The organism is Gemmatimonadaceae bacterium, assembly GCA_036504815.1.
Lineage (GTDB): Bacteria > Gemmatimonadota > Gemmatimonadetes > Gemmatimonadales > Gemmatimonadaceae > PNKL01.
In genome coordinates, this window is sequence record DASXUN010000015.1 from 91,863 (window position 1) to 115,209 (window position 23,347).

General features: G+C 64.0%; 26 protein-coding genes. 14 read left to right on the top strand and 12 right to left on the bottom strand.

Annotated features, from left to right (window positions below; genetic code table 11):
- The first annotated feature begins 318 nt into the window (after positions 1-318).
- From VGJ96_07705 to VGJ96_07720, 4 genes are all read left to right on the top strand, one after another.
- Positions 319-1,038, top strand: a complete 720-nt coding sequence (locus VGJ96_07705; protein HEY3286988.1) for a transglutaminase family protein — start codon at positions 319-321, stop codon at positions 1,036-1,038.
- 379 nt (positions 1,039-1,417) lie between these two features.
- Positions 1,418-1,705 (top strand): metalloregulator ArsR/SmtB family transcription factor, encoded by a 288-nt coding sequence (locus tag VGJ96_07710; GenBank protein HEY3286989.1) that lies wholly within the window; start codon positions 1,418-1,420, stop codon positions 1,703-1,705.
- A 162-nt stretch (positions 1,706-1,867) separates the two neighbouring features.
- Complete coding sequence (locus VGJ96_07715; GenBank protein HEY3286990.1) at positions 1,868-2,749, top strand: SDR family oxidoreductase; 882 nt, start codon at positions 1,868-1,870, stop codon at positions 2,747-2,749.
- Positions 2,750-2,814: 65 nt separating this feature from the next.
- On the top strand, positions 2,815-3,159 hold the full coding sequence (locus VGJ96_07720) for a nuclear transport factor 2 family protein (GenBank protein ID HEY3286991.1): 345 nt from the start codon (positions 2,815-2,817) through the stop codon (positions 3,157-3,159).
- 139 nt (positions 3,160-3,298) lie between these two features.
- Here the strand turns inward: VGJ96_07720 and VGJ96_07725 are convergent, their stop codons facing one another.
- The 4 genes from VGJ96_07725 to VGJ96_07740 form a co-directional block, all read right to left on the bottom strand.
- Positions 3,299-3,481 (bottom strand): hypothetical protein, encoded by a 183-nt coding sequence (locus VGJ96_07725; protein ID HEY3286992.1) that lies wholly within the window; start codon positions 3,479-3,481, stop codon positions 3,299-3,301.
- A gap of 95 nt (positions 3,482-3,576) precedes the next feature.
- Positions 3,577-5,202 (bottom strand): hypothetical protein, encoded by a 1,626-nt coding sequence (locus VGJ96_07730; GenBank protein HEY3286993.1) that lies wholly within the window; start codon positions 5,200-5,202, stop codon positions 3,577-3,579.
- A 290-nt stretch (positions 5,203-5,492) separates the two neighbouring features.
- Positions 5,493-6,626 carry a recombinase family protein gene (locus VGJ96_07735; GenBank protein ID HEY3286994.1) on the bottom strand — a complete coding sequence of 378 codons (1,134 nt, stop codon included), beginning with the start codon at positions 6,624-6,626 and terminating at the stop codon, positions 5,493-5,495.
- A gap of 159 nt (positions 6,627-6,785) precedes the next feature.
- Positions 6,786-7,100 carry a hypothetical protein gene (locus VGJ96_07740; protein HEY3286995.1) on the bottom strand — a complete coding sequence of 105 codons (315 nt, stop codon included), beginning with the start codon at positions 7,098-7,100 and terminating at the stop codon, positions 6,786-6,788.
- A 799-nt stretch (positions 7,101-7,899) separates the two neighbouring features.
- On the opposite strand from VGJ96_07740, the gene VGJ96_07745 reads away from it, so the two are divergent.
- The 3 genes from VGJ96_07745 (at position 7,900) to tcmP (ending at position 11,326) form a co-directional block, all read left to right on the top strand.
- Entirely contained in the window at positions 7,900-8,481 is a 582-nt protein-coding gene (locus tag VGJ96_07745) for a hypothetical protein (protein HEY3286996.1), read from the top strand.
- A complete protein-coding gene (locus VGJ96_07750) occupies positions 8,478-9,413 on the top strand; it encodes a hypothetical protein (protein HEY3286997.1) in 936 nt (311 codons plus the stop codon). Before VGJ96_07745 ends, VGJ96_07750 begins: the two co-directional genes overlap by 4 nt.
- Before the next feature lie 803 nt (positions 9,414-10,216).
- Positions 10,217-11,326: a three-Cys-motif partner protein TcmP gene (gene tcmP / locus VGJ96_07755; GenBank protein ID HEY3286998.1), complete on the top strand. Its 1,110-nt coding sequence runs from the start codon at positions 10,217-10,219 to the stop codon at positions 11,324-11,326.
- Here the strand turns inward: tcmP and VGJ96_07760 are convergent.
- Positions 11,323-12,069 (bottom strand): phage Gp37/Gp68 family protein, encoded by a 747-nt coding sequence (locus VGJ96_07760; GenBank protein HEY3286999.1) that lies wholly within the window; start codon positions 12,067-12,069, stop codon positions 11,323-11,325. The two genes, tcmP and VGJ96_07760, sit on opposite strands and share 4 nt — an antisense overlap.
- A 33-nt stretch (positions 12,070-12,102) precedes the next feature.
- On the opposite strand from VGJ96_07760, the gene VGJ96_07765 reads away from it, so the two are divergent.
- A complete protein-coding gene (locus tag VGJ96_07765; protein ID HEY3287000.1) occupies positions 12,103-12,288 on the top strand; it encodes a hypothetical protein in 186 nt (61 codons plus the stop codon).
- Positions 12,289-12,428: 140 nt separating this feature from the next.
- Here the strand turns inward: VGJ96_07765 and VGJ96_07770 are convergent, their stop codons facing one another.
- From VGJ96_07770 to VGJ96_07785, 4 genes are read right to left on the bottom strand one after another with little or no spacing between them, the layout of a single operon-like run.
- Positions 12,429-13,832, bottom strand: coding sequence for a ThiF family adenylyltransferase (locus tag VGJ96_07770; GenBank protein ID HEY3287001.1), 1,404 nt, complete (start codon positions 13,830-13,832; stop codon positions 12,429-12,431).
- On the bottom strand, positions 13,814-14,263 hold the full coding sequence (locus tag VGJ96_07775; GenBank protein ID HEY3287002.1) for a hypothetical protein: 450 nt from the start codon (positions 14,261-14,263) through the stop codon (positions 13,814-13,816). The genes VGJ96_07770 and VGJ96_07775 overlap by 19 nt, the downstream gene beginning before the upstream one ends.
- 11 nt (positions 14,264-14,274) lie before the next feature.
- Positions 14,275-14,712, bottom strand: a complete 438-nt coding sequence (locus VGJ96_07780; GenBank protein ID HEY3287003.1) for a putative metal-binding protein — start codon at positions 14,710-14,712, stop codon at positions 14,275-14,277.
- Positions 14,713-14,714: 2 nt separating this feature from the next.
- Positions 14,715-15,026 (bottom strand): hypothetical protein, encoded by a 312-nt coding sequence (locus tag VGJ96_07785; GenBank protein HEY3287004.1) that lies wholly within the window; start codon positions 15,024-15,026, stop codon positions 14,715-14,717.
- Between the two features lie 152 nt (positions 15,027-15,178).
- Here VGJ96_07785 and VGJ96_07790 point away from each other — a divergent pair, with 152 nt between their 5' ends.
- Genes VGJ96_07790 through VGJ96_07805 form a run of 4 tightly spaced genes read left to right on the top strand, consistent with a single transcriptional unit; the run spans position 15,179 to position 17,458 of the window.
- Positions 15,179-15,373, top strand: coding sequence for a ribbon-helix-helix protein, CopG family (locus VGJ96_07790; GenBank protein ID HEY3287005.1), 195 nt, complete (start codon positions 15,179-15,181; stop codon positions 15,371-15,373).
- The gene (locus VGJ96_07795; GenBank protein HEY3287006.1) at positions 15,370-16,011 is read left to right on the top strand and encodes a hypothetical protein; all 642 of its coding nucleotides are present in this window, start codon (positions 15,370-15,372) and stop codon (positions 16,009-16,011) included. Before VGJ96_07790 ends, VGJ96_07795 begins: the two co-directional genes overlap by 4 nt.
- Positions 16,008-16,529, top strand: coding sequence for a hypothetical protein (locus tag VGJ96_07800; GenBank protein ID HEY3287007.1), 522 nt, complete (start codon positions 16,008-16,010; stop codon positions 16,527-16,529). The genes VGJ96_07795 and VGJ96_07800 overlap by 4 nt, the downstream gene beginning before the upstream one ends.
- Entirely contained in the window at positions 16,526-17,458 is a 933-nt protein-coding gene (locus tag VGJ96_07805) for a hypothetical protein (GenBank protein HEY3287008.1), read from the top strand. Before VGJ96_07800 ends, VGJ96_07805 begins: the two co-directional genes overlap by 4 nt.
- A gap of 841 nt (positions 17,459-18,299) precedes the next feature.
- Here VGJ96_07805 and VGJ96_07810 read toward each other — a convergent pair.
- The 3 genes from VGJ96_07810 to VGJ96_07820 form a co-directional block, all read right to left on the bottom strand.
- The gene (locus tag VGJ96_07810) at positions 18,300-19,763 is read right to left on the bottom strand and encodes a hypothetical protein (GenBank protein HEY3287009.1); all 1,464 of its coding nucleotides are present in this window, start codon (positions 19,761-19,763) and stop codon (positions 18,300-18,302) included.
- Positions 19,760-20,008: a helix-turn-helix domain-containing protein gene (locus VGJ96_07815; GenBank protein ID HEY3287010.1), complete on the bottom strand. Its 249-nt coding sequence runs from the start codon at positions 20,006-20,008 to the stop codon at positions 19,760-19,762. Before VGJ96_07815 ends, VGJ96_07810 begins: the two co-directional genes overlap by 4 nt.
- An 885-nt stretch (positions 20,009-20,893) precedes the next feature.
- On the bottom strand, positions 20,894-21,517 hold the full coding sequence (locus tag VGJ96_07820) for a sigma-70 family RNA polymerase sigma factor (protein HEY3287011.1): 624 nt from the start codon (positions 21,515-21,517) through the stop codon (positions 20,894-20,896).
- Between the two features lie 125 nt (positions 21,518-21,642).
- Here VGJ96_07820 and VGJ96_07825 point away from each other — a divergent pair, with 125 nt between their 5' ends.
- Together VGJ96_07825 and VGJ96_07830 are read left to right on the top strand one after the other, a co-directional pair.
- Positions 21,643-21,891, top strand: a complete 249-nt coding sequence (locus tag VGJ96_07825) for a helix-turn-helix transcriptional regulator (protein ID HEY3287012.1) — start codon at positions 21,643-21,645, stop codon at positions 21,889-21,891.
- A 232-nt stretch (positions 21,892-22,123) separates the two neighbouring features.
- A complete protein-coding gene (locus tag VGJ96_07830; GenBank protein HEY3287013.1) occupies positions 22,124-22,795 on the top strand; it encodes a hypothetical protein in 672 nt (223 codons plus the stop codon).
- Positions 22,796-23,347: the final 552 nt, after the last annotated feature.

Sequence of the window (23,347 nt, forward strand, 5' to 3'; positions counted from 1 at the left end):
TCGATCAACACATGCCGCATGTCCGTGACATCGGAATGGTGCTGGACGAACGAAATTCTTATGAAGGCACACGGAGGCTCCTGCCCACCGGGCCCTTTCTGTCCGGCGGCTCCGGCACGACGTCCCTCTTTAAGGGCGTGCTGTTCAGTCGGGCGGGCTCGGCCTGTGGCCTAGCGGTGTTTCGTGCGTTGGGACCGACACATGCGTTCGTCGCGCACTCCACATCGGATACGTCGGTCGTCGCGGACGGGCCGCCAGTGCGCCGAAGTCCGGGATCATGAACTCGCGTACCACGGTTCTTCATCAGGGAGATGTATCATGAGCACAGAAACCGACGACGCCCCGCCCCTGCCGCCCGACGCAGGTCCGTCGGAGGGTTCGCTGCTGCCCACCGCGGTGGTGGATTGCGACCATCCGGCCGTGCAGGGCTTTGCGCATGAGTACGCGCGGGGGGCGAACGACCGCGAGCGCGCGGTGTCGCTCTTCAACGCCGTGCGTGACGGGTTTCGCTACGACCCGTATCGTGCCGCAGACCTGACCGTCCATGGCATGCGCGCCAGTACCGTGCTCGCCGTGGGAGCGGGCTGGTGCGTGACGAAGGCCACGCTGCTGACGGCGGCTTGTCGCGCCGTGGGCATCCCGGCTCGGCTAGGATTCGCCGACGTACGCAATCACCTGTCCACCAAACGCTTGCGCCAAGCCATGCAGACGGACGTGTTCGTGTGGCACGGGTTCTCGGAGATCTGGCTGGACAGTGCGTGGCGCAAGGCCACCCCCGCGTTCAACACCGACCTGTGCGAGAAGTTCGGCTTGGTCCCACTGGAGTTCAACGGCATGAATGACTCGCTCTACCATCTGTTCGACCGCAGTGGCCAGCGTCACATGGAGTACCTGCGTCATCATGGCAGTTTCAACGACGTCCCGCTGAAACGGATACTGGCCGACTTCGTGCGTGTGTACTCCGGCTGGCGTTCGGCGGCCCATCAACTAACGACCGCTGACTTCGAGCGCGACGTTGCTAAGCGAACACTCTCCTGACGATTCGGGTGTTGGCGATGTGGCCGGGAACGTTCCTCGGCTGTGGCTACGCAGCGTCGACGAGCGTACGCAAGCGCATATCTCGGGAAGCAAGCAGCTCCTGGGTGACCCGCCCAGCGATGGCCAACCCAATCCACCCTGCACACCGACGGCCGATGGTCGCGCGTGATTGAGAAGACCGGCGGCACCGCCACGGCATCACGCGGCCCGGCAGGCCCATGGACACTCCCCCTATCCTGTCGTTCAATCGCGGAAAACCGATCCACGTGACCACGCGTTCGCACTCACTCGGCGGCTCGCCCAACGACCTTATGCCAACGGACCTTGACAGAGCACTTCGATATACGTAGATATATCGAATGCTTTCCGCAAAGTGCTCATGAAGGACGCCGAGTTCAGTCGGATCGCCAAGGCACTGGCTGATCCGAGGCGGTTTGAGATTCTAAAGGTGATCATCGGTGCCGGCGAGATCTCGTGCGGCCAGGTGGCCGATCGGTTCCCGGTCAGCCAGTCGACGATATCGCATCATCTCCGGTTGCTGACAGAAGCGGGCCTGGTACGTGTGCGGCGTGAGGGGCAGTTCGGGTACTTCTCGCCCGGTCAGGCGACATTCGAGAAGTACCTTGAGGCCCTGAGCAGCCGTTTGCTGGAAAAAGTCCTGATCTAGGAAGAGCAGGCGACGGAGCACGGCAGAAGGATCGGGTAGGCTGGCCAATCGCATCGATGTATGGATGATGCTCGATGAACCACGCCGCCGTTTGAGCGCAATGCACGAATCCCCAATTCTTGAGGTAGTCCATTGAGTCGACACGCAAGCCCCACGTTACTCGTGACCGGCGGATCCGGCCGTCTCGGCCGCCGAGTGCTCGAACTTCTACTCGCGCACGGCGATAACGCGATCATCGCGACGACCCGCAATCCAGACTCACTGGCCGGCCTTTCTGGTAGCCGGGTGGAGGTGCGTCAGGCCGACTTTGAGCAGGCTCCGCGCCAGTTGGCCGCAGCCTTCCGGGGCGCCGATCGGATGCTGCTGATCAGCACCGACGCCTTGGATCGGCCCGGTCGCCGTTACGAGCAAGCCAACCGGGCCGTGGAGGCCGCCGCCCTCGCGGGCGTGCGGCACATCGTCTACACCTCGCTGGCGGGTCATGTGGAGGATTCGCCGGTCCTCATCGCGCCTGATCACGCGAAAACGGAACACGCGCTGGCGGCGAGCGGCGTGGGGTACACCGCGCTGCGCAACAACCTGTACACCGACTTTCTGCCCATGAGCTTGTCGGCGGCGATTGCGTCAGGGCGGCTGTTCGCTGCGGCAGGAGACGGACGTGCGGCCTATGTCACCCGTGAGGATTGCGCGCACGCCGCCGCTGCGGCGCTCCGTTCGCGGTTCGATGGCACGCGGCAGCTCGAGATCACGGGCCCAGAGGCGGTCAGTTATGCCGAACTCGCCGCGCTCGCAAGCGAGTTGTCCGGCACGGACGTCGTCTTTGTCCCCGTTGACACAGACGCACTCATTGCCGGCATGGTCGGGAGCGGACTGCCGGCGCCGGTGGCCCGCCTCATGGCTTCGTTCGACGCCGGCATGCAGCGCGGCCTCTTCGCGACAGTATCGGGCGCTGTCCAGGAGTTGACCGGCTCGACACCGATGAGCGTGCGATCATTCCTTGCATCGCACACTGACGCTCTCGGACAGCGACAAACGAAACCGTAATTGGCGCGTGCAGTCCCCGGCGCCGCCCACGATGCGGTGAATTCCCCCCCCTCAAGGAGCAGCATATGGACACGCTCGCGTTGGATCAGCAATTGAACACGATGATTGTCGATGGCAAATCCGTGGACGCGTTCCAGCGGTTCTACGCCGAGGACGTCATCGCGCAAGAGAACGACGAGCCAGAACGCGTTGGCCGCGACGCATGGCTGCGCGCCCGCCAGGAGATGGAGAAGAACATCACGTCCTTCGAGGCACGTGTCCTCGCACACGGGTCGAATGGTGACATCTCCTTTTCCGAGTGGGAGTTCCGCATGGTGATCGAGGGTATGGGTCCGCTCACGATCGCTCAGGTTGCTGTCCGTCGCTGGAAGGATGGGAGGATCATCCGCGAGCGCTTCTATCACAAGTAGACTGGTCTGCCGCTGCGCAGCGTTTGCTGTGCAGCGGTCGACCGGCTGCTCGGGGACGTCTTTCTGCCGGGACATCCCGTGCCCCGGCGAGATCGTGCTCGACCTGGATGCCCCGGACAATCAATCAGATGCATGGCAATCACTCCTGCCCGATGAAGCCGGCGGAGACTGCCGCGGCTTTTTTGCTCGCGCCGTCCGCTGGTACGCCCGGCGTGGCGTCACGGTGCAGCGCCTGCTCACGCATAATGCGAAAGCGCATCGCAGTCACGCCCGCGTTGGTGACGATGTCCTGCAGCCGCTCGCGCGGCACCTCAGAAGGCAAACACCACCTGCGCCTCGACGCTCGGACGCTCTGGCCACCGCGTCCTCGCCATCGCGTGGCGCCAACTTCTTGCTGCGCAGGGCTCACTCACGCGCTCAGCGGGTCGTTTGAGCCGGGCCCCCTCCCGAGCTGCGTGTCCCTGGTGGCTCCGGAATCGGATACTCCCCCCGCATCCACGATCTCACCACCGACACATCGACCGACGAGAAGACCTCCGGCGGACAGTAGATCAGCTGGTGTGTGGCGCGACCGTGCCGCGACAGTCGAGGCGCTCGGCACGGGATGATCAGCAGCCGGCGATCGGTGGCGGATCGCTGCATCAGTGGGCCTCGCAACGTTGGGGTCTGCTTCCGGAAGTGCTCCACCAAGTCTCGCGCCGAGTGGAAGTGAGGAATCCACGTTGCGGGGAATCCCGCGGCAAGCACGGCATTGGCGAACGCGCGATCCTGTGCCTCCTGCCGTGACGCCTGTGTAACGGGCACACCCGCCCGTTCCATCTCCTGCGCGACCGTGGGCCAGTTGAGATAGCGGCGCCCGACAAGATCGTAAGCTACGATCGGTGTCCGCTGTCGAATCAACCGTTCAATCACGCGCGTTTGCGACGTGCTGAGTACCGGCTGCTGCTCGGCCGCCCGGGTATCCTCATACGCCCATCCCGCACGTCGCGCCGTCTGCTGTCGCGCATACTCCGGGAACGCCTTCTCGAGACACGCCTCGTCCGGCGCCACGACCAGCGCACCGTCCGCGTCGACTCGGGCCGGTCCGAGGACGCCCTGCATCACCCGGTGCCACAGTTCCCGCTCGTCAGCGCCCGTGCGATGAGCCAACACACTGATCGTTTCGCCTTGACCGCTGACGATCGCTGGCACCTCTTCGAAGTACCTGTGCAAGAGGGCCACCGAGTCGACCTCATCCGGCGTGAACTCGCGGGAACCGATGATCTTGAGTCGGCCCGCCGCCAACTCTCGGGCGATTGCCTTCCGTTCGCGACCACGTTGCCGCTGCGTGTACGCCCACAAGCGTTGCGGCTGCGTGGTCCAGACGGGTCCCGTGAGGATCAGCAGTTCCGTCGTAACGCCGTGCGGGAACGTGATCTCCGCCAGGGCCAATTTCGGCGCGATGCGCCGGAGCGCGATCGTGGTCGTCAACAAGCGAACGAGTCGGCGCGTGGCACCAGGCACCGGGGCGGCGAGGACGAAGAGCTGCTCCACACGACCGGCCAAGGAACGTAACGCGTTGAGAACGCGTCGCCGCAACACGGGATCGCCTGTCGACATCTGCGCCTCACGCGCCTCCATGAGTGCCGCACGAAGGGCTTCGCGCTCGTTGAGATCATGTTCCATCGTCAGGACAAGCGCCTCCCGCAGCCTGTCGCGCGTTTCGAGATTCGCGTGCACCATCAGTCGAATACGTTGCTCCACGTCGGCGAGTTTGTCCTGCAGTCCCGCCAGCTGGCGGATCTTCTCACGTTCGAGACCCTCGACCAGGTGTCCGAGTTCTTCGAGGGGCACCGCGCGATAGGCCGTGGCGATGGCCGACAGGATCGGTCCTTCGACAACGGGAGAGAACCTCGCCGCATGCGGCTCCAGACTCTCAATGCAATGTGTGGACCGATACTCATACGTCGTTCCGGCACGACGTCGCGCGCGCACCGTGATCCCGCAACGATGGTGCGACGCGTCCAGCCAGCCACACCGCATGGCCGGCAGTTTCGGATCCAACGGCGCTCTCGCGCGACGCGCGCCGCGGCGCGTCCCCTGGCTCAGTAGACGCCGCATGAGTTCGTATGACGAGGAAGGCGCAAATGACGGAAAGGCGTCCATCTTCCACACGAGCGCGCGCGGATCCGCCACGCCGTGCCGGTGCGGATCGCGATCGCGACGACCCAATGGTGTCAGAACGTCAACGGACGTGCCCACGACGCCGCCGTCTCCAGCGCCCGTCTCAGGTTCCTCGTCGATCTTCGGATTGCCGAGATCCTCCTCGCGCCCGTCAACTCGCACGATTCGCATTACATCATATCCCCAGCAAGCAGATCATCGACGCCCGGCAGAGCAGGCCTTCCCTGCTCCAGGGCGCGGTTGAGGTGCGCGCCCTTGTGCTGCTCGGCGCGATCGGCGCGTAGAGTCTCGTGCACCAGGCCTTCGGCATAGAAGGCGTAGATGCCGTATAGGGCGGGCAGCATAAACCAGCGACGAAGGGCCTGCCGGTTGACCTTCCGCCACTGCATCCGCTGACCCGGACGCCAGCGCGCTCCCGTTGTGCACGGCACAAGCCCTCTCCGTGCCTTCGGCCACCCCAGCTCGCCCGCTCGAATGCGCGCGACGACCGCTTGGACATCCTGAAGCTCCAGGAGCCACTTCATCCGCAACTCAACGGTCGCACTCACCTCAGCGTCCGGAAACGGCAAGATCCGCAGGGTTCGCGCGTCGAGCACGCTGCCTTCGCGATGCCGGGACAAGTCCCGTACCCAGTCGCGGAGTCCGTGCTTCTCCAATGCATGGAGATACTCGCGATTGTGGGGATCGGCCCAGACCAGTCCCGACGGAAGCGGAATGCGGGCAGCCAAATTCCGGGCGAGGGTGCGCCGGGACTTCATGCGCCACGACACGGCCACCCGCAGTTCCCGCCGCGCCTCCGCACTGCCAGTCGTCAGTTCGTACTCATGATCGGGATTGGCCGGATCCAACAGCCGAGCGCCCATCATGAAGATGACGCCGTGCCGCTTGGCCAGGCGAAGGAGCTCCTCCATGTCGCCAACGTGCCGAGAGAGGCGATGCGTGGCTGACGTCACGATCAGTCCGACCTTGTTGGCCTGGATCTGCTGCAGCAGATAGGTGAAGAGTCGACGTCCCTCGCTGGCGGAGGCCTGCTCGCCCAACGCTTCGAGCAGCGTCACCACTTCGTGAGAGACACCGAGGTCCAACACTTGGCCAACGCACTGCGATCGTTGCATCTCCGGACTACCTTTAGACTCGCGAGCTTGCGTCAGGCTGCTCTGGCGGATGACCACGAACGCGCCGCGCTCTGCCGCCGCCCTCAAGCGCACGCGATCATCCACGACCGTGGGCTGCGCCCAGTTCATCGATGCACGAGCGGCCTGGAACGGATTGACAGACTGGGACAGGTAGGGATCGAACGTCATTGGCTGGTGCTCTCCTCCGGTTCAAGTGAACTTGACTCATCTCTGCTCGCGAACAGGGACAACGCACCTCGGAGCGCGGTGGACTGCGTGCGGACGAGAAGGCAGTCTGCGAGAATCGCAATCATCGGAGCTGCTACGCCGCGCGGGACGGGGAGCGTGTCACGGGGACCGCTCAGGTGCCGAAATGAGCCCGGACGATGGGGATTGAGCGGTGGATGTCGCAGGCACCGATGCATCGAAGTCAGTGTCGAGAGCCGGTGGAGTCGTTTCTCCAGTCGTCTGCTTGACACCTTTGGCCTTCGCTTCGAGTTCGTCCTCCCAGCTCTTGAGAGATCTACTGAGGTCCCGAAACCCACTGAGGTTCCACGGCGGTGTAATCATCACGTTCTCGGGTTTGATTGAGCCGCATACCCGGAACATCCCGGCCTTGAACTCGGTGCCGAATGCGCTGTGGTCCTTCGGAAAGAGCGTCACGCGGCGACTCCGGCGCCGCTGACCCTTCGAATGTTGGGATGAGCCCACTTCAGGCATTCGGAATATCCGAAATAGTCGGTGCACCGAGAGACATGCTTCTTGAGACGCGTGTTTCTTGGTGAATCGTCGACGTGACTCCGGTCGACGTGATGCGGAGTTCGCAGCGATTGCTGTTCCTGTTGATAGAGTAGCGTGCCGGAGTTTCTTTTGGTTAAACTCTTGGACCATCAACACTTACGCGTTGAGACGCTACTCCACGCCTTGCCTCCGCACGCGGAGCAAGAATGAGGCTATGCGGTGCGCGTCGATACGATTGCCGGCGGCCGTAGAGGCTCCGTTGTCGTTGCGGGACGGGCCAGACGCGGCGATCCGCCGAAGCATCGCAGCAGCCTGCGATGTCTCGACGGATTGTGGTCGCGCCTCAGCGGCGGGCTGGAGTCACCGAGTTGTGTGCATGGGTGCGGACATCCTCTCTCGTCGTATCGAGGCGGACGAGCGCGCGTTTCTTACTCTGGCGCGCGGCAGCAGACGAGCTCACGATACGAAGGACCGCTGGCGCGCATCCTTCCGTGCGCTCACTCTTCGCCCAGGAACAGACCGATATCCGTTAGCCCCAGTCACGATGACCGTGCAACCGATCTTCGATCAGGTAGCGGCCGCGATGTATGTGGACCCAATCCTGTAGCTTCTTAATGATTCCATATCCGGCGGGCATACCCACGACCATCCTAACCCGCCAACGGCGCGCGGCGCGCGACCGAAAGGCCATTTTGCCGGAGCCGGTCCCGTCGTCTCCCTAGTGACCGGCGCGGATGGGAATGCGCGGGCGACGTACGTCGCCTCTATCGTCGGTGGGACGGAACGCATCCGCGCCAATGCCCAGGGCGCTGATTCAACCGACCTTCGCTTGGTTCTCGCCATGCCGGGAATTGTGCCCGTCCGACGCAGCGGGAGCAACTACTTGATCGTTCCGACTAGCAACCATTTCCCCGCGGACAGTTTCGCTCAAGCTGGCGTGATCGAGGCAACGATGGATCTATTCGCGCGGTACTTGGAGCTCAACCGGCAGTTCGCCACTCAGTATCCCTTCATCGGCGACCGGGGGAGGTTCCTCTTGACTGCGCTCGGATTGCCGCGAGGCGGTCTGTACGACTACAAGGCGACCTGGGCGCCGCCGCATGCGAGTCATCGCGAGGGTCTCGATGTAGACTTCAATGACGTCACCGATAGCGGCGCGGAATCAGGGCCCACTGCGGAGCGGCGCATGAAGCGTCTGTGCGAGCAGGTCCGATACAACGGCCGCGCCCTGAGTTGCGTGCTCGAACTCCCAAGGCAGCCGGGGCAGCATTTTCATATCGACTTCGAACGGAGTTTTCAATGACGCTCGCCAAGCTCTTCGGAGGTACGACTGGGACGGTCCTTGTCGGACTCTTGATGCCTGCGCTACTGGCCGCCCAGGTCGGATCTCAGCGTCGGGACCCCGTAAACGGCATCGTGTACGTTAGCGTGCTGCTCGACGATGGCTCGTTTGGTGAAGTGCTGGTCACGCCGGCGGATCGCATCAATGCAGACGTCATCCCTGAGGTGACGAAGCTTGGCGGAGGTGCGTGGAAGTACCGGTTTCTGGTGCGGGTACGCGCCGGAAGCACGCAGCGTCTGATGTTCTTCGAGGTGCCGTGTCCGGAAAGCGCTGTCATCCACAACATCCAGGGGCTTGGGTTCAGCGCGCGCGAAGGCTCCTGGAACGCGGTGGCACGGCAGCAACTCACGGGTGACCGATGGATCTGCGAGGCCACCGGACCGGAACTATCGCCCGGGGATTCGCTCGTGGTGACGTTTGAGAGTGCGAACCTGCCGGGCTTTGACGCGCTACATGCCATCGGCGATGCCCCCGATGCGGTGTGGCCTTGCGGCGAATGTGCGAGTGACCCCAGGAACAGGCCGGCACGCGCGGTCATCGATTTACTCGACGGTACCCGTGGCGGCTGGGCCGTGGTCCAGAGTCTGAGCCCACGGCGGCCGCCCAGTGCGGCGTCGACGCCGGTCGAGACCTTGCATCTCCTGAACGAAGATCTCGCCTACGCCTGTGGGCCGCTCGCAGCCATCGGACCGTCCGGCATCTGTCAGAGTCTCCAGGCTAAGCTCAACGCGATGGACGCCTCCCTCACGCGCGGACAGGCATCGGCGACGGCCGGTGCGTTGGGCGCATTCGCGGCCGAACTCGACGCGCTTCGAGGAGAGCATATCACGGCGTCGGCGTACGCCGTGCTGTCGGTGCTGACCACGCATCTGCGCGACCAGCTGTCGCCGTAGCGTGGTGCTCGAGAGGCTATGGCGACAGGAAGGCCACTCGTTCGATACATGGGGGGCTGCGCGCGACGGCAGCAGCCAAGACGACGCAGCCGGCTTCGTGTGCCCCGGCGCACGTCGTCCAACAGGCGTCTCCGTCAGGTATTAACGGCGAGCTCGTCGTTCGGTAGCGATCCAGAGTCCTCCTGTCCGTCACCGACCTCGCCGTGCAGCGCGCCGAAGCGACGGCGCTTAGTACCACAGTTTCAGGTCTGACCAGCCGGGCGCGCGCGGCAGACGCCGCGACAAAGGGGGCTCCGCCCGGCACTACGCACGTCGACCGGAGCGTGCCAGCGATTCAGCACCTCTTGGCCCGCCTCGTCTTCCAGCAACGCCCGCCGGATCCCCAGCGCGTCATCGCGTGCTCCCGCTGGCAACGCCGCCATCAAGAAGCCGCCCGTCGGGCGCACTTCCGCCCGCACAGACATGACCCGCAACTGTAGTACTAGGCATCGTGCTGGGGGAAATGGAGGCTCGGGAGAAGACGGCCTACGAGCGGGTGGACGATCTTCCACTCATCGACGACTAGTGTTCCCTCGGTGAGTATCGGGCGCGCAGCTCTTGCCCGCACCGTCGCGTGGCGTTCGTGTGGGATGAACCGAACCGTCGTCACCTCGCAGGATGCGGCCCGGATCTGGCCGCCTCTGGACAACCGACCGCGTTTCGTCGAGTCTAGCGCGAGGGCGAAGGTCTCACCGGTTACTCCCCTGCAGCACACAGCAAGTCGCCACCATCACTCGCGCGTCCGCGCGTGTGGGAGGTTGAGTATGAGTCAGAAGCCGCGAACCCTTCGATGGGCTCTCGATGAGCATTCGCACGCGAAGCACGCCGTCCTTCGAGAGTACCTGAAGGCGTGGCTGCCGATATCGGCCTTTTCGGAGGATTCGTTCCTCTTTGTGGACGGCTTCGCGGGCCCTGGTCGCTACTCGACCGGAGAGGAAGGCTCACCCATCATCGCCTTGCGTGCTTATCTGGAGCATAGGGCACGGCCGCACTTCACCGGCACTCCGTACTTCGCCTTTATCGAGGGTGACTGCGATCGGGCTGCCGCGCTGGAAGCGGAGGTGAAGCATACGCTCGACGGCGTGGCCTCTCCTCCGCCGTACGACGTGGAACACGGCACATTCCACGAGGTGCTGGCCTCGCTGCGCGATCACCTCACGGAGCGCCGGCTGCACCTGAAGCCGGCGTTTGTCATGGTTGATCCGTTCGGCATCGCGGACACGCCGATGTCGGATTTGGTTTGGCTGATATCGAATCCCAAATGCGAACTGTACGTGTCGTTGATGGCATCGTTCATCACACGCTTCGAAGGAACGGAGAGCTTCGAGCAAGCACTCGACGCGCTCTACGGCACCCACGCCTGGCACGACTTCACCGATCTGCCGCACCCGGAGAAGCGAGTGGCGCTGCTGAACCTGTATGAGCGGCAGTTGCGCACGGCGAGGCCGGGTCTGCTGGTCCTGCGCTTTGATCTTTACGACGGCAACGTCTACAAGTACACCATCTTTCACGCGTCGCGGCACGAACGGGCGTGCGAACGCATGAAGCAGGCGATCTGGACGCTGGACCCGAGCGGGCGTTTCCAGTTTCGTGGACGCGGGGATGTGGATCAGCTCAGCCTGTTCGGACCGCGGCCGTGGAGTGAGGCGCTGTGCCGAGAGTTGCTCGAACGGATCCCGCCCTCCCCTGCGTGGACGATGGTGGCGGAGCTCGAGATCTACCTGCGATCAGATCGCACCCGCTTCCACCCGGGGCAACTGAAGACTGCCCTCAAAGACCTGGAGCGCGATGGCCAAATCGTGGCCGACCCTTCGACGCGCCGCCGACACGGTGAGTTTCCATCCCGCACGAGGGTACAGCGCGCGTCGCCCTAGATGACCGCGCGTTCACGCGGGTATTCGTCCCACGTGCGGCCATCGAGTTCACGGCCACCGGCCTTCGGGGTAAAACCGCCCCATTGCTTCCAGAAGAAGCGGATCCTCCGTCGGCGACACAACGCGCGCAACCCACGCGCCCATCGGATGTCGACCGGGCGATACCCTGGTCCGCTCTCCCCGCCGCCGATGATCCAGTCGATCCCGCTGACGTCGAGGTCATCGAGCGGTCCGAGCAGCGGCTCCGCGGAGATGAACCGCACCGCGGCAGGGATCGCGCGCAACGCGTTGGCGCGGTGCGCCACGTCCATGTTCTCAATCGACGTCCCCATCCAGATATTCGGGCTCCAGTTCAGCCGGTCGGCAAGGCGCACCGCGCGCTCCGGTCGCTTCGTCAGGAGTTGGAACTGATGCTGGCCACACTCGTTCATCACCGCGAAGACCCGCTGGATGTGCTCCAGGGAGAAGTGCGCGTGAAAGACGTCGCTCATCGAGTTGACGAAGACGCGACGGGGCTCCTTCCACTTCCGCGGCAGTTCGAGGCGATCGATCCAGAAGCGTGGAGCGAACGGATCGTCGCGATTCGCGGAGGACTCCCGCACGGGCGGCTGCTGTAGGTAGAGCTGCCGTGTGCGTCGATAGGCCACGACCTGCGCGTAACAGTGATCGCAACCAGCGGAGATCTTCGTGCACCCCGTCATCGGGTTCCACGTTTCGTCGGTCCACTCGATCTTGGTCGGCATCGAGCGCTCCGGCTCAGGGTGATAGTGCCAAGAATGGCGGCACGGCTCGACCGCCGCAACCGCAACGCGGACCGGAGTTCGAAGGTCGACGAGTCGATGACCATGATGTATCGACTGCTGGGCCATATCGAGCGACCCATCGGGAAGGTTGCGCCGACGAGCGGTTGCACCGCGCAGCGCGAGACCGACACGCGCTCGCAGCGTGTGCCCGTGCGCTGACGCACCTCGTCGACGACCTGGAACAGGTCCCGAGTGCCACGGCCTACGAGACAACGCGGGTTCCCTGCGGGATGCCGTGTCCGCCGCTCGCGAAGCTACCACGACCCTCTGCGTGTGCTGTACCACCGCGACTGCCAGCGCTAACCCCAGAGTGACCGATTCACCTGCCGCATGCTGGCGCTGCCGCAGAACACGCAGTTTGCGTCTGCCAATCGTCGCCGACGGCGAGACGCGAGAGGCGGCCGCCAGGCGCTGACGCTCCAGTAGTTGTCGCTTCTAGGAGGGCCACTCGTCAAGCGCCGCGCCAGCTCCAGGGCGAGCAATGTGCCGGCGAGCGCACTGATGAAGGCGAAGGGCGCCAACACGCGTTCGTCCGCCGTCGCCGCCAGCGCTCCCGAGGCGCACAACTGCTTGAACAGCGTGTCGTAGGCCGCCCCCTCGATATCGGCGATGACAAGGTGCGGGTGACGTTTCGCAATCCGAGCGGCGGCCCGCGAACTGATGCGTGATTCTCGAACATCCGTCACTGTGACATCGAGATGATCCGCGATATGTTGTTCAAGCGAATACTCCGCTTCGTCGGCGCGGTAGATACACGCCAAGCAGGCGGCCGTCGTCGGTTGGCGGTGATGATGGATGACCACTTCGTGAATGCCGGTGGTCGAGGCGTCGAACACCTCGCCTGGACACTCATTCTGCAGCTCGCGTCGCGCGCGACGACTATCAACCGCGACGATGAGACGAGGTAACCATGCGCCATTCGTCTTCATTGGGAGGTTCTGGAGCCGCGCCCTGTAGCCCCGAAGCGTCAATTGCGCGAAGTCCGCGCGCGCCTTCTCGGCGAGACACAGAGCCTTCGCTTGGCCGATATTGGGCGGATTGAAATAGAGCTGTCGATTCAGGTTACCTGACGCCACGACATCGTCGTCCGCGATGACCAAGTCTCCGGACACCGGGAGATGCCGAAGCGCCCAGAGAAATCCGTTTCCGATGGCGCCCGCGCCTGCCAGATACGCGGTCCCCACATCAAACGGGGTGGTAAGTTGCACATCGTCGAGCCCTACCACGGCGAACGACAGACGAAACGGCAGGCGCAGCGGCACCGGACCCGATTGCGGCATGGTTTGGGGCAGAAGCGCGCGGATGGCGGCCGCAGCGATGTAACACGCCGCGAGCGCCACGTAGGGTCGCGACACGGGAACGTCGAGAGCCGCGGGGAGCTTCGCGTCGTCGATCGTGAGGCCCGCACGATCGAGGACCGCGAATCGGCGTGGTGCCGTGCTCCTCGGTGTGGTCGCTCCCACAACGACCTCAAGCTCCGGCACGAAGCCCTCAGACGTCATGCTGACGTGGGTCACGGAACGCGCCAATAACTCGATCACGTCCTGCGCGAGGGCGAAGGCGGTCGCGTCGCTCGCTGGAGCGCTGACCAGCACATGGCGGTCCAGCGTGCGCTCAGCCTCATCGACGCTGAGTCCGGCGGCGCGGGCGAGCGTGCGAGCATTCTCTGATCGGGCCTCCTGCGTCAGGAGAGATCCAGGCATGTGTCCACCTCCCGTGCGGGCACCGCACACCAAACATTGCTGGCGTTCAGGCGGAAGACCCTCACATCGTCCGCGAAAGTCCGGTCCTCGGTGTTGAGGGCGAACTGGGGCAGGACCAGCGAGAGCGCCCCTTCATGGCGAATGATGGCCCACGTATCATCCGCGACTGAATGGAATGCGTCGCGCGGATGCGTGTGCACCTGGGCTGCCACCATCAATCGTTCACGTCGAAGATGTGCCTTGAGCTCGCGCATGCTCGCTGGCGGAATCCGGAAGAGATCCGCGCGCGCTTCCTGCATTGGCCGATAGCATTCGGTGACCACGATGGAGTCGCCCGCTCGTCGACCAAGCCAAAGCACCACGCACTCCACGCGCGTGCGTCCCGTCTCCTGAAGTACTGAGAGCGTTGTCGCGCGCAGCGACGCGTTCACCCGGACTCGCATCAGCCGGCTCCTTTTCGCCAGGCGTGCCAAAGCTTTGTCAGTAATCCGCCAAGCGAGTATTCGTCCAGTGTTTTCAACGGTTCCCACGGATCATTCAAATGGCTCGGATGGCAGTGGTACTCGCGCGACCCGCGCATGCAAACGAAGGGTCGACCGGTCGTGGGATGTGGACTGTTGTTGAACACGCCGGTGGGGTTCGGCAGGAGTTGCGATAGCGCCGTCCCCGTCGCGTCGAGGAGTGCGATGGACGCGGGCGTGTCATTCCAATCGTCGCACGTCAATCGCACGCGGAGCGTCGTGCGCCCAGCGGCCGCAAAGGAACAATCAAGATCAGGGAACTCCTGGGTATGCAAGATCCAGCCGCGCTGCGCGAGGAGCGACGCTGGAATGCGCGCGACCTCCTCGCGAAAGCGGGCTTTGGCAGCTTCGGGGTGCACGGCTACCCTCCCCCGCCTTCCGGGGGGCCCCAATCCAGCTCCACCCGTCCCTGGAGGTGGTTCTCGAGGTAACTCCTCGTGGGATCCACCTGACGCAGGCCGCCATCATCGGAGACCGTGACGAGCCACCCGTCGGTGCTCGTGAGGTGCAGGGCGTGCGCCGCTGCCTTGAGCACCACCGACACTTTCTGGTGCGGCGGAATCTCCTGGTACCCTTCCTCGGGATAGAGTCCGGCGGTCGTGGAAACCGAGACCTGCACCTTCTCGGCCCGCTCGACCGCCGCGTTCAGGTGGGACTGCGCAAGATCGCTCACGGAACCTCCGACGCTAAATGATGGTACTGTAGTTTATGGCCAGTTTATACATATGTCAATGGCCAGTTTTCACACTATTTGTCTTGCGTAATGGGCCATTTGTTGTTACCTTACAGGTCGCTCACAGGGGGGGACGTATGGATCGCCGACAGATGACGCTGATGCTAAGCGACCGCGAAATGACGGTGCTCGATGAGCTCTCTGCGCGCCGTGGGATGTCGAAGACCGCACTCGTTCGTCAGGCGCTGAGGCTTTATCAGTCGATCACCGAGCGCATTGCCTCCGGCGACAAGCTCTTCATGGAACACCCGCACACGAAGGAGAAGGCAGAGCTCGTCGTGCTATGACGGAGTTGATCAACGTCGTCCCGCTCTACAATCGACAGACGGGCGCGTTTGAGGAAGCTCGACTCTACCAGCCGGTCGATCGCTCACATCTCGATGACTTCGATGCCCGCTGGATGCCGGAGTTCGATCGGCGATTCGAAGCTCATGCGACCCGCGGCGGCCGCGGCATCCCCGAGCAACTCCAGGATTGTCGCTGGGACTGGCGCGACTTGGTCGAGAAGTACGCCCGACGGCTTGATTACGAGTCGTTTGCCCTTGAGTGCGCAGGAAGCACCCAAGGGCTGCTCCTGGTGGCCACGGCGGCGTTTGGTCGCGCCCCCGGGAACATGGGCCTTGAGATCATCTATGTTGATCGCCTCGCGACGGCGCCGTGGAACCGGCTCGGTGGCGCACGACCGCCGGTGTACAAGGGAGTCGGTCGCATCTTGTTGATCGCCGCCATGAGCTTGAGCGATGAATTGGGATTCCACCGACGTCTGGGATTGCACGCCTTGCCGCAGGCGGAGTCGTGGTACCGAGAGGTGTGCGGCATGGAAGATCTCGGTCCGGATCGCGCCTATGCGAACCTCTGCTACTTCGAAATGACGGAAACCCAAGCCGCGGCCTTCGTGGCCGAGGACGAGGAAGGCACCGCATGAGACTGATTGTGTCGAAGGAGTGGCTGCGTCGACGCATCGCGTCGGATCCTGACATGGAAACCGACGCGGGGCTTTCCGTGGCCCGTCTCGACGGCCTGATCGCCGATGCCGTCGCTCCGCAAGGATTGCCGGGCGTACGCTCCAGTTCCACGGAGGACCCACGGGCCCTTCGCCTTGCGCTCGCCCGTGTGGTGAAAGCGCTGCGCGTCCAATCTCACGCAACCGTGCAGGCCCTGGCCGAGCGCCTCGATGTGGAACCTGCGGACCTGAAGGGACTCGAGGAGGACCCGGCGTTTATCGTTCCGCCCCGCACGCTCTCTTTGGTGGCAAAGCACTTTCAACTCCCGGTGAGCGAACTTGCCATGCTCGCAGGTGCGACGCGGGTGACGGATCACACCCTGGCTGACAATGCGCTAAAGTTCGCGGCGCGATCCGCCACGCTCAGCGACGTCGACGACGAGGGTCGCGAAGCCCTATTCGCCTTCGTCCGGTTTCTCACCGAACGTACCCACCGATGAGCCTCGACGCGCCCGTGGTAGGTGTGCGCGAGCGCCGGTCCATTGCAGATGCCGTGGCGCGCGTCCTTCGGGATCTGGGAACGCCGGAGCCGCCGCTCAAGCTCGAAGACGTGCGGCAGCTGCTGGCGCTCGACCTGCAGTACTATGACGGTTCCGACCGGAGCGTCATCAAGGCGTTTACGCACCAGTACCGGCTGTTCGCCAAGAAACGGCTTCCGGCCCTCGGCGCCAAACTGCAGCAGACGCTACGACAGTCGAAGCTGTTAGCGTTCTGGGTGCCGGACGGTAAGCGCGTTTTGATCGACGAGAGCGCGCCGAAGCCGAAGCATCGATGGATCGAAGGGCACGAGATCGCGCACAGCCTGACGGACTGGCATCGTGATTTCCTATTGGGCGACATCGCCGCGACACTCGATCCGCAGTGCCATGCGACCATCGAAGCAGAAGCGAACTATGGTGCGGGTCAGCTCCTCTTCTTGCATGATCGCTTCGGCCGTGAAGCACGAGACCTGCCCGCGACGTTCTCCTCCGTCCATCTGTTGGCCGGTCGCTACGCGAACTCCATCACCTCCACCCTGTGGCGATTCGTAGAGCAGCGGAATCCCAGTGGGGCGTCGTTCGGCATGATCAGTGTGCACCCGAACGTCCCCACGATCGGCGCGCACGATGGCCCTGACCCGTGGCGCTATTTCATCCGGTCGGCTGCCTTCCAAACTCAGTTCTCGCATGTCACGGCGCACGACGCGTATCGCATTCTCTCGACGCACGCGACCTATCAGCGCCGCGGCCCGATTCTCGAGATCGAGACGCGACTGCGTGACGTGAACGGGGTTGGGTGGCACTTCACCGTTGAGTCTTTTTGCAACTCGCATGCGGTGCTGACGCTGGGAGTCGCTGTTGCTCCCGTCGCGTCACGTGTCGCGGGATAAGGTCACCTCGTCAGCACTGGCGAACGCCGTGCACCGGTGAAGCGTCGCAGGAAAGGCGGACAGCACCTAGCACGACTTCGCCACTTCCTTCGGCGAAGCGGCGGCGCGCCGGCATCCCGCGCCGACACTGCCGGAGGGTCCCGCTCAACGGCGCGGTTCCCTCAGGCACGCCAGTACGGCGTCGTAGAGCGGCTGATGTAGAACCGTCCACCGATAGGGCCAGCCGAATGCCTCGCAGATGGCGGCGGCAACGGACCTGCTTCGGCTCACTCCGGCGTGGCAGTGGAGGAGCATCTGTGGCGCACGTCGGTGTGTTCGCACAAAGGCGGCGATGGCCGCGGCTGGCAGGCGCACATCTACGCCTGGCTCCAAGTTGCCGTGGAGGTCGACATCCTCGATCTCCAGCGACAGCACCGACTTCCAGCCGGATAGCATCTCCGGCTGTTCCATGCCTGGAGCTCGGATCGAGATCACCACGCCGCGATGCACTGGCCTCGCATGCGCGGCCTCATCTCTTGAAAGCACGCGGACTAACGGCACGCCTCGAGGGCGACGTCCGTGCCAGAGCGGTCCATCTTCGCTCAACATCCGTTCTAGTGAACCCATCGACGAGAAGAAGAGTGGCGCAGTAGTGCTAGGCGATCAGGGTGCCTCCGGCCAGGGGCGGAGACTCCGCAGCGGCGCCGCAGGCAACGCAAGTAAAGCCGATCGGTGCGAACCTGTGGTGCATACCAACCATCGGCGCCGGGCTCGCCGCGCCGTGGTCGCGCGTCGCTCAGGACGAACCATCCCATTGGAGGCGCCGATGAAGGGGCTGGCGTCGGCGTCCGGCAATCGGCGTTCATCTCGCTGCGGCGCGGTCTGGCCAACGCCTCGGCACGGATGCGACAACCGGTTCCGAAGTCCTCTCATCACTCATCTTCGCCCGCACCGCATTTCGTGCCTCCTTTGCTCGCCCGAGAAGTTCCCGGTTCTCGCGGTCTCTATAGACGCGATCACGTGTCTCGCGGCTGTTCGCCCCGATCTTCTCGAGGAGCAGGTCATCGTTGTAATGAAGGGCTGCGACGTCTATCATCGTGCGGCGCACACCGTACCAACCGCGGCCGGGCACCGGAGTGATTCCCACGTGCTTCTCGAGCTCGTGAAAGGCGTCAAGCGCGGATCGCCGATTCCAGCGCGACAATCGCTTTCGCGGGGTGATGACGCCCTCGCGCAGCTTTCCGCCGGGAAAGAGCGGGTAGTCCCGCCGGCCAGCCATCTGGTACTCTCGTTCCAACTTGCACAGATACCCCGACGCGAGAATCGCGCGTATCCGCTCACCCTGGGCGTCGTCGAGCTCGATGTCCGTGCCCGGTTTGCTGCCTTGCTGCGGAATGTGCAGCGTGATGCGGAAACTCGCACCCCGCCGCTCGGTGTTGAGGTCGGTTCGATTGCACGCCAGCAGCTGCCCCAAGCGAAGTTCAGCACCAACGTCGAACAGCAACTTGAAGCGTGGGTCGCCGTATTCGTCCGCGGCGCGAAGCAGTTTCGCAATATCGGCAGCTTCGTGACGAGGTCGACGGGGAGTATGCTTCTGTTTGAATTGCTTTTCCCACGCGCGGCCGAGCTGGGCATGCCAGTCCGCGGGCACGAGCACATGGTCTCTGGACACGCGACCGCTTTCCACGAGCCACCGCGCGATCTTCGTCAGCGCGGCCACTGCGATTTCCAGCGACCGTGGGCTCGGTGTCGGAGACGGGACGGACGAGGGTGCCGCGTCAGCGGTCAACCGCGCCTGGTGCTGTCTGGCGCTCGCTGCAATCCAAGCAGTGACGCCTGCCATCACGTCGTCGGAACGTACAGCGTCCCAAAGGGCATCGCCGGGCAGGAAGTCCTTGGCGAGGCGGCGCACGAGGCGCGCAGCGTCTGCATGCTGTCGCGCAGCGCCGAGGTAGACACCGCCTGGGTCCGTAGCGAGTGCAATCTCGACGCCTTCGCGGAGCGTGAGTGCCGCGAATACCTGCCCCCTCCAAGTCCCCGCCCGAACCGCCGCCAATCGCGCGGACTGTGCGTTCGCGATTTCTCGTGCTCGCTCGATCTTCGCTTCCACCAGTTCACCCTTGGCGTCGCGGATCGTGAGCGCCACTCGGACCTTCACCCGCCGATCTCGACCGCTGCGACGCGGATCGGAGTAGCGAAGCTGTAGTCTCCCGGATCGATCGGCACGCTCCTCAATGATGACGCGCGCGCCGTGCGCACCGCAGGAATAGCGGAATGGGGCGGCGCGCGCGGCGCGGCGCGCGCGAACGCCCAAGCGTCGCGTCACGAGGTCCTTCCGCGCTGGGATCGGCTGCTCGTGAGAAAAGCCTGAAGCGCCGGCATGCTGACGCGATATTGCTTCCCGGCGCGCTCGGCCTCGAGATTCTTCTGGCGAATCTGCCAGCGCACAGCCTCGTCCGATACACCGAGCCTCGCGGCCACCTCCGCGACCGTCAACCAGGCCTCTTCGGCGGCTGCCTGCTGGAATGCTCGGTCCATCTCGCGACATACTCCCTGCAGCGTCTCTACCATCGGGTTGCTCGGGTTTAGCTCGTTCGCCGCCTCGGCCAACTGACGAAGTCGGTTTGCGAGATCGCGGATGGGTGCGGCGGCAATGACGGAGGGCCCTGGCGGGCGCGATTGTCTCATTGGTCTTTCCCCTGACACCCGGATGCGGTGCACTGGCCGCAGCCTCGATGGACTGGGAAAGAGCGTACGGGCTCGCGCGTCCGCACCGGCGGTATCCGCCGCGCACGGTCACCGCAGTTCTCCCGCCGCCTTACTGAGTGGTCACAAGAGACGCGCACGTCGACATGAAGACGGTCCATGTCAATGTTGTAGCGTGCTGACGTGCCGAGTGTCGGCCAGTCGCAGCTTGGTCGGCGGTGCTTCTGCGGCCGCAGCCTAGGTCGACCCTGCGTTCCCGTCGTCGGGCGATGTTATCTCGCCTCAGGCCTCGAACGACATAAAAGCGCTCGAAGCGGCGCTGGTCGAAGCCGCTGTCTAATGCCTGGCAGCAGCATCTCGTGTCCCATGAAGAAGTCGGCCCACCTTTCGGCGTCGACGCCGCGTTGGAGACCGTGCACCCACAGGCCGCCGACTTCTTGTTGGATCCGATCGGGATTGTACGGGGACCTCAGTCGACGCGTGTGTAAGTCCCACGCGATTCTCCCGTGCCAAGCGACGGAACCGTCTTCCTCGAAGATCGTCAGAACGTCGCCCTCCTCCAGGACGTACAGGTTGTCGTACGAGCGTTCCGTGGCGCTCCAGTCGGTCACCAACGACCAGTAGACGCCCTCCGTGCCCGTCTCCCACCAAGCCACAAGATGACCATTGAGGCGCTCGGCATCGTGATGGTCCATCGTGACCCCCGTCGGTTCGCGCACACGTCCGGAACGAGGCTGGCGGCCAGGCTGATCAATCTGCGTGCCGGCCGAGCTCGGCCTTCGCCAAAGCGCCGAACATGCGCTGGACTTCCGGGTCGAGGACGGCGAGGGCGCGAAGGCGCACGATGGCCCGCTGATATCGTCGGCGCGCAGCCGTCCACGAAATGCCGAGGCTCGCGCCGACCTCGCACCACTCTTGGCTGAGCACTAGGCGGTGCCACAGGAGTGCGGAGTCTTGTGCGCGCAGCGTCCAAGACAGCCACGCGATGCGTCCCGCAAGCCCGGGGTCGTCATCCTCGACACCCGCCGACGAGCGCAACGCGTTCTCGATCTCGACGGAGATGGTTGGCATTCGCCTCTCTGGGCGCAGCACGTCCGCCGCAGTGCAGCGCGCGATTGCCGTGACCCAGCCTACAGCCTGGGCATCGGACTGCGCCCGACACTTCGCCCGGTTGACCCACAGACGCAGAAGGGTCTCCTGCACAACATCATCCAGTAGGCCCCGACGGAGCAGTACTCCGTCGACCCAGCGCCGCAGCGTGCGTCTGACGATGACTTCGGCAGCCACGATCAGCGCGCGCTGCTCGAACGCCGATGCTTCCGCGTCGATTGCTGCCGACGCTCGCAGCAACGCGAGAAACGACTCGTCGCTCACGGGACCTCCCTCGGCGGAAGGTGTCAGACAAGGGACAGACAGCAACGAGACAAGCCGAATTGCTGTGTTTTGTCTGTCGTTCTTTTGTCTGTAGACGAATTCGCGACACCGTGAGATACATCGGCATGACCAGTCGGCGTCCGAGTCGCCTACCCATCGGCCCCTGCCTCCGAGCGCTCCGCGTGGAAGCGGGCCTTTCGCAAGAGGCGCTGGCGGATCTCGCCGGGGTCCATCGGACTTTCGTGGGTCTCGTCGAACAGAACCGGCGTCATCCTCGTGTGGACTCCGTCGATCGGGTGCTCAGAGCACTCGGGGTCGATTGGACGGAGTTCGGTCGACGACTTGACGCCGCTCGAAGAGGACCCGGCGGCTGACCTGCGGTCGAGCGATGTGTGATGACTCCCCGCAGTCTGTGGGGTGATACTCTGGCGCTCGATGTCAGACTCGCCAGCACGACCACGACGCTTCCATTCAATCCCCATGCATATGCTACCGCGAGCAATCGCAGAGACGACGCAGCCCGAACGCCAGTCCAACTCCAGGCGATCGCGCCGTCCGATTGGCTCTCACTTGAGCCGAAGTGTCACGACTCTCGGGGGATCTCTCGTGAAGACGAGTATTCCCTTCGCCGTGCTGTATTTCTGGGGTGCGGCATACTACGACAGCTATCTCACCGGACTTGGGTTCCGGGAGGGCGCGCCGCGACTAGACACGGCCGCTTACCTAATTGCCTCATGGCGAGCGCTTGCGAGCGCGAGCATCACCGGTCTCCAGGGGATGCTCCTTGTCGTCTTCGCCGCATTCATCACAAACGTATGGTCGGCCCTTGACGGCTTCCGTGTCGCCTCGCGCTCACGCAAGGCAGAAACACCAGCAGCAGATCACGGGACGCATTCGTTCGCGCTCACGGTTCTTCGCATACAGGTGGAGCGCGTGGGCACGCACGCCTTGCGGCAACTGGCGGCTTTTGCTGGCGTGGCGGTGGCGCTTCTCGTGGCCCTTCATGAGACTGCCGCGATGACGAAGTATGGCCACGAAGCCGCCGTCGCCACGCTTGAGACTTGTCGTGACGCCAGCATCACGTTTGAGAGCAGCATTCCCGAACAGTTGAAATACTGCACGCGGCTTGGAGACCAGATTGTGTTGAGGGACGACACGGTGTCGATTCTTGTCGACGCGAGCAAGGTCGTGCGGATCGCTCTCCGCGCGAGGACTCAGGCTGGGCAGGTCGGCGGCGGTAGACACACCATCGTCGACCGAGAGAAGCGCAGGCCGTAGCGGTTTCCGCCGGGCATCGCGCGGAGCGTGGGTCGACGAGCAAAGCGAGCCGATGTCCCGGATTCCCTCTGCTTGCGGTGGCATAGAAACTCGGGGCAACGCGATCCGGGGCAGAGTGCCCGAGTTACCGTGACGGCATTGCTTCGCGGCGTAAGGAGGCGCTCGGCACGAGCAGGCGTGATCGCGTAAGACCGGGGCCACACGGCACCCACAAGCGGGACAGATTGCACTCGGTGCCTCTTGGCAATCTGCGGAAGAAACTGACCAGCCTGCGAGTAACTCACGATGTTACCGGCACTTGCGTACGCGTCCCCTGCTTCGGAGCAGGAGGTCGGAGGTTCAAATCCTCTCGCCCCGACTGATGGAAGTGGTTGATTTACATGATGTTATAACAAGACGCCCGGCGACTCACTCGCTGGGCGTTTTGCTTGTAGGAAGCACATAGGAAGCCTTTGGCGCGACGTCGGATGGCGCGAACGCAGGGCTTTCGCCGCGCACCCGCGCGCCTCCCGCTCGAAGGAACCGAGCTGGCGCGTGGGCGTGTTGTAGGCC